This window comes from Neoroseomonas rubea (assembly GCF_016106015.1).
Taxonomy (GTDB): Bacteria; Pseudomonadota; Alphaproteobacteria; order Acetobacterales; family Acetobacteraceae; genus Neoroseomonas; species Neoroseomonas rubea.
Window position 1 is genome coordinate 1 of sequence record NZ_JACADQ010000712.1, and the last position, 722, is coordinate 722.

Genomic DNA, 722 nt, shown 5'->3' on the forward strand with positions numbered 1-722 from the left:
CCCACCTTCACGATCCCGCGCTCCACGCGACCCGTCACCACCGTGCCACGGCCCGAGATCGAGAACACGTCCTCGATCGGCATCAGGAACGGACGGTCCACCGGGCGCTCAGGCTGCGGGATGTAGCTGTCCACAGCTTCCATCAGCTTCAGGATCGCCTGCTCGCCAAGCTCCGGCTCGCGGTCCTCCAGCGCACACAGCGCCGAGCCCTTGATGATCGGAATGTCGTCGCCCGGGAACTGGTAGGAGGAGAGCAGCTCGCGCACCTCCATCTCGACCAGCTCCAGCAGGTCCGGGTCCGCCATGTCGCACTTGTTCAGGAACACCACCAGCGCGGGCACGCCAACCTGGCGCGCCAGCAGGATGTGCTCGCGCGTCTGCGGCATCGGGCCGTCGGCCGCCGACACCACCAGGATCGCGCCGTCCATCTGCGCCGCACCCGTGATCATGTTCTTCACGTAGTCGGCGTGGCCGGGGCAATCCACATGCGCGTAGTGCCGGTTCGCCGTCTCGTACTCAACATGCGCCGTCGAGATCGTGATGCCACGAGCACGCTCCTCCGGCGCCTTGTCGATCTGGTCATACGCCGTGAACGTCGCACCACCGGCCTTCGCAAGCACCTTGGTGATCGCCGCCGTCAGCGACGTCTTGCCATGGTCCACGTGCCCGATCGTGCCAATGTTGCAGTGCGGCTTCGTCCGCTCGAATTTCGCCTTCGCCAT

Annotated in this window: 1 protein-coding gene; it reads right to left on the bottom strand. The window is 65.9% G+C overall.

The window, feature by feature from the left end; genetic code table 11:
* Positions 1 to 722, bottom strand: a 722-nt coding sequence (locus HW577_RS25990; RefSeq protein ID WP_198378957.1) for an elongation factor Tu, incomplete at its 3' end; no start/stop codon positions are given.